Origin of the sequence: Cellulomonas algicola (assembly GCF_003851725.1) — a bacterium.
Lineage (GTDB): Bacteria > Actinomycetota > Actinomycetes > Actinomycetales > Cellulomonadaceae > Cellulomonas > Cellulomonas algicola.
The window spans coordinates 1-4,499 of sequence record NZ_BHYL01000241.1; the positions used below are offsets into that span (position 1 = coordinate 1).

5 protein-coding genes are annotated in these 4,499 nt (G+C 75.7%); 4 read left to right on the forward strand and 1 reads right to left on the reverse strand.

Annotation, left to right across the window (positions count from 1 at the left end):
• Positions 1–243 precede the first annotated feature (243 nt).
• The 3 genes from CTKZ_RS14955 (at position 244) to CTKZ_RS22045 (ending at position 2,854) form a co-directional block, all read left to right on the forward strand.
• Positions 244–1,320: a DUF3048 domain-containing protein gene (locus tag CTKZ_RS14955; protein ID WP_124343689.1), complete on the forward strand. Its 1,077-nt coding sequence runs from the start codon at positions 244–246 to the stop codon at positions 1,318–1,320.
• A 118-nt stretch (positions 1,321–1,438) separates the two neighbouring features.
• Positions 1,439–2,557: a DUF3048 domain-containing protein gene (locus tag CTKZ_RS14960; RefSeq protein WP_307720311.1), complete on the forward strand. Its 1,119-nt coding sequence runs from the start codon at positions 1,439–1,441 to the stop codon at positions 2,555–2,557.
• Positions 2,558–2,698: 141 nt separating this feature from the next.
• The gene (locus CTKZ_RS22045; protein WP_168679966.1) at positions 2,699–2,854 is read left to right on the forward strand and encodes a hypothetical protein; all 156 of its coding nucleotides are present in this window, start codon (positions 2,699–2,701) and stop codon (positions 2,852–2,854) included.
• A gap of 43 nt (positions 2,855–2,897) precedes the next feature.
• Here CTKZ_RS22045 and CTKZ_RS14965 read toward each other — a convergent pair whose 3' ends face one another.
• Positions 2,898–3,887: a 1,4-dihydroxy-2-naphthoyl-CoA synthase gene (locus tag CTKZ_RS14965; protein ID WP_124343690.1), complete on the reverse strand. Its 990-nt coding sequence runs from the start codon at positions 3,885–3,887 to the stop codon at positions 2,898–2,900.
• A 127-nt stretch (positions 3,888–4,014) separates the two neighbouring features.
• Here CTKZ_RS14965 and CTKZ_RS14970 point away from each other — a divergent pair, with 127 nt between their 5' ends.
• Entirely contained in the window at positions 4,015–4,341 is a 327-nt protein-coding gene (locus tag CTKZ_RS14970; protein ID WP_124343691.1) for a DMT family transporter, read from the forward strand.
• Positions 4,342–4,499: the final 158 nt, after the last annotated feature.

Consider the following 4,499-nt stretch of genomic DNA (forward strand, 5'->3'; position numbering starts at 1 on the left):
CGGGTGGACCGCGGGTGCGTCGACCGGCCGCTCGTCGGGGCCCGGTGCGACGGGCCGCACCGCGGGGCCCGTCCCGTCGAGGGCCGCGGCCAGCGCGTCGAGCAGCGCGTGCGCGGGCACGTCGCGCAGGGGCCGGGTCACGCGCCCAGCCTAGGTGCCCGTCGGCGAGCCGCCCGACGCCGGACCGGACGCACGGGGTCGGCAACTAGAGTGACCCGCGGTCCGCCCCCGAAGGAGCCCTCCGTGCCTCACGCCCCTGCTCGCCCGACGCTGCGTCTCGCCGCCGTCCTCGCCCTCGCGGTGCTCACGGTCGGCGCCTGCGCGTCCGGGCCGAGCCAGCCCGAGCGCACGACGCTCACGCAGGAGCCGACCGTCGAGGTCGCGAAGGCCGCCCCGCCCGCGGTCGTCGTGCCCCCGCGCTGGCCGCTCACGGGGGAGGCCGCCGACGCGGTGGTCGACCGGCCGGCGATCGCGGTGAAGATCGAGAACCCGCGCGAGGTCCGCCCGCAGACGGGCCTCGACCAGGCGGACGTCGTCTGGGAGCAGGTCGTCGAGGGCGGCATCACGCGGTTCGTCGCCGTCTTCCACTCGCAGGTGCCGGCGGAGGTCGGACCGGTCCGCTCGATCCGCCCGATGGACCCGGCGATCGCCGCACCCCTGCACGGCATCGTCGCGTTCTCGGGCGGTCAGCAGGCCTTCGTGCGCGAGCTCGGGCAGTCGGGTGTCCAGCTCATGAGCCAGGACGGCGGCGCAGCGGGCTTCTACCGCAAGAAGGGCGTGATGCCGGCGCCGCACAACGTCTACGGCACGCCCACGACGTGGTGGGAGAACGCCGACGCGGGCCACAGCGCGTCCCCGCCGGCGCAGTTCGCGTTCGCGCGCCGCGCGGACCAGTCGACGGTGCTGACCGCGGGGACGCCGGCGACGCTGCTCGACCTCCGGCTGTCGGGCTACTCGCGCCCGCAGTGGGCGTTCGACACCGCGAGCGGCACGTGGCTGCGGTCCGAGGGCGACACGCCCGCGACGGCCCGGTCGGGCGCCCGCCTCGCCGCACGCAACGTGGTCGCGCTGCGGGTGCAGCTCGTCGACTCGGGCACGAAGGACCCCGCCGGGAACCCCGTGCCGGAGACCGTGCTGGTCGGGACCGGGAAGGGCACGGTCGTCAGCGGCGGCAAGGCGCTCGAGGTGACGTGGTCGAAGCCGGCGACGGACGCCGTGCTCACCCTGACGGCCCCGGACGGCTCGCCGGTCACGCTCGCCCCCGGCGTCACCTGGGTCGAGCTCGTGCCGGCGTCGTCGGGCAGCGTCACCGTCTCCTGAGCCCCGCCGCCGGCCGCTGCGCGGCCCGGTGCGCCGCCCGGGCGATCGTCGGGCCGAGTGCGGGGCACGCCCGCCGCGCTCAGGAACGTCCGCGACGTGCCGTGACACAGTGGTCCGCGTGACGAGGACGACGCAGGGCACGACGACACGGGGCACGACGGCCGGACCCCGGCGACGCGGCCGCGCGACGCTGCGGTGGAGCCTGCCGCTGGTCGGCGCGGTGCTCGCGCTCGCGGCGTGCGGGACGGCCGCCGAGCAGACGCCTCCGCCGACGCCCGTCACCGAGCGGCCGTCGATCGCGCCCGACAAGGGCGCCGCGCCGGCGCCCGTCGTGCCGCCGACGTGGCCGCTGACCGGCGTGCCGGGCGAGCCGGCGCAGCGTCCGGCGCTCGGCGTGAAGGTCGAGAACACCGCGGTCGCGCGGCCGCAGACCGGGCTCGAGCAGGCGGACGTCGTGTGGGAGACGATCGTCGAGTTCGAGGTGTCGCGGCTCATCGCGGTCTTCCACTCGCAGGTGCCGGCCGAGGTGGGGCCGATCCGCTCCGTGCGCCCGATGGACCCGGTGATCCTCGCGCCGACGCACGGCCTGCTCGTGTTCTCGGGCGGGCAGCCGGGCATCCTCGCGCTCGTCGAGGACAGCGGCCTGCAGATGATCTCGCACGACGCGGGCGCCGACGGGCTCTACCGGACGCGGGACCGGGCGGCGCCGCACAACGTCTACGGCACGCCCGAGGTGTTCTGGGCGCAGGCCGACGCGAACCACCAGGCCCCGCCGGGGGAGCAGTTCACGTTCGCGCGCAGCGCCGACCGGGCGGCGGCGGTCGCCGGCGGCACGCCCGCCACGACCCTCGACTTCCGCCTGTCGGCCGCGTCGAACCCGCGCTGGTCGTGGGACGCGGGGTCGGGGACGTGGCTGCGGTCGGAGGGGCAGTCGCCCGCGAACGCCCGCAGCGGCGCGCGGCTGTCGGCGGTGAACGTCGTGTCGGTCACGGCCGCGCACCCCAGCACGCAGTTCGGCGCGCAGGGCGGTGCCCCCGTGCCGACGTACGAGCTGGTCGGCTCCGGTGACGGGGTGGTCGCGACGGGCGGGAAGACCGTCGCGGTGCGCTGGCAGAAGGACGCGCAGGACGCGCCGCTGCGGCTGTTCCTGGCCGACGGGCGCCCCGCCGACCTCGCGCCCGGCAACACGTGGGTCGAGCTCGTCCCCGCCGGCTCGGGGTCGCTCACGGTGGGCTGAGCCCGCCGGAGGGAGGGTCGCGGACGCGGCCGGGTCCACCTCGGGGCGGAACGTTGTCCTCCCACGGGTGGGTTTCCGCCTCTCGGGTTCCCGACGTGGGGGCGACGCGCCCGCGGGGGTCGTCGCGACAGTGTTGTCGTCATGGCCACCGAGCACCTGCAAGCCCGTGAGCACAGCACCGCGTCGCTGGGCGCCGTCGTCGCGTCGGTCGTGATCCTCGCGGGTCTCGCCCTGGGCGCGACGCTCGCGATCAGCCAGGTCGTCGACCTCGCGGCGTGGGCGTTCGGTCGTCAGTGAGCGCCGGCTCCCGCGCGCCTGCTGACGGGGTGGAGGGACCTCGTCAGTAGGCGTACGGGAAGCCGGACCAGTCGGGATCGCGCCTTTGGAGGAAGGCGTCGCGTCCCTCGACGGCCTCGTCGGTCATGTAGGCGAGCCGGGTGGCCTCCCCGGCGAACACCTGCTGACCGGCGAGGCCGTCGTCCGCCAGGTTGAAGGCGAACTTGAGCATGCGGATCGCCTGCGGCGACTTGGTCGCGATGATGCGGGCGTACTCGAGGCCGGCCTCCTCGAGCTCGTCGTGGGGCACGACGTCGTTCACGGCGCCCCACGCGTGGGCCTCGTCCGCGGAGTACTCGCGGGCCAGGAAGAAGATCTCCCGGGCGCGCTTCTGCCCGACCTGCCGGGCGAGCAGCGCGGACCCGTAGCCGCCGTCGAACGAGCCGACGTTGGCGTCGGTCTGCATGAACCGGCCGTGCTCGCGGCTCGCGATCGTCAGGTCGGCGACGACGTGCAGCGAGTGCCCGCCGCCCGCGGCCCAGCCGCCGACGAGTGCGACGACGACCTTGGGCATGGTCCGGATCAGGCGCTGCACCTCGAGGATGTGCAGCCGGCCGGCGCGTGCGGGGTCGACGGCCTCGGCCGTGTCGCCGTCGGCGTACCGGTACCCGTCGCGGCCGCGGATCCGCTGGTCACCGCCCGAGCAGAACGCCCAGCCGCCGTCGCGCGGGCTCGGCCCGTTGCCGGTGAGCAGGACGGTCCCGACGGACGAGGTGGTGCGCGCGTGGTCGAGCACGCGGTAGAGCTCGTCGACCGTGTGCGGGCGGAACGCGTTGCGGACCTCGGGCCGGTCGAACGCGACGCGCACGACGGGCAGGTCGCGACCGGTCGCGCCGGCGGCGCGCTGCGCGTCGTCGGGCCGCGCGTAGCCGCGGTGGTACGTGAGGTCGGTGAGGTCCTCGAAGCCGTCGACGGTCCGCCAGCGGCGGGGGTCGAACGTCGTGGAGACGGGTGCGGGCAGCGCGGGCTCGGCGGTCGGGGAGGTGTCGCTCACGTCGTCACCCTAGTGTTCGATCATTCTGGTACGGTCGTACTAGAACGTGCGCGGGACGGCGGACCTGACACCCGGCGCGCACGACGCCCGCCGACGCAGGCGGGCCTGCTCGGAGGTGTCGTCCCCCATGGCCTGGATCGTCCTCGTCCTGTCCGGTGTGCTCGAGGCGGGTTGGGCGCTCGCGCTCAAGCAGTCCGCCGGCTTCACCAAGCTCTGGCCCAGCGTGTGGTTCGTCGTGCTCGCGGCCGCGTCCTTCGCGGGGCTCAGCTTCGCGCTGCGCACCCTGCCCGTCGGCATCGCCTACGGCGTGTGGGTCGGCGTCGGGGCCGCGACCACCGCGGTCGCCGCCGCGATCCTGCTGCACGAGCGCATGTCGGTGCTCACCGTCGTGTCGCTCGTGCTCATCGTCGCGGGCGTCGTCGGGCTGCAGCTGTCCGGCAGCAGCCACGCGTGACCCGCACGACCAAGGGCACGCAGCGCCGCGACCAGCTCGCCGCCGCGGCCGCCGACCTCGTGCTGCGCGAAGGGCCCGGAGCCCTCACGCACCGCCGGGTCGCGGCCGCGGCCGGCGCGTCGCTGTCCGCGACGACCTACTACTTCGCCGACCTCGAC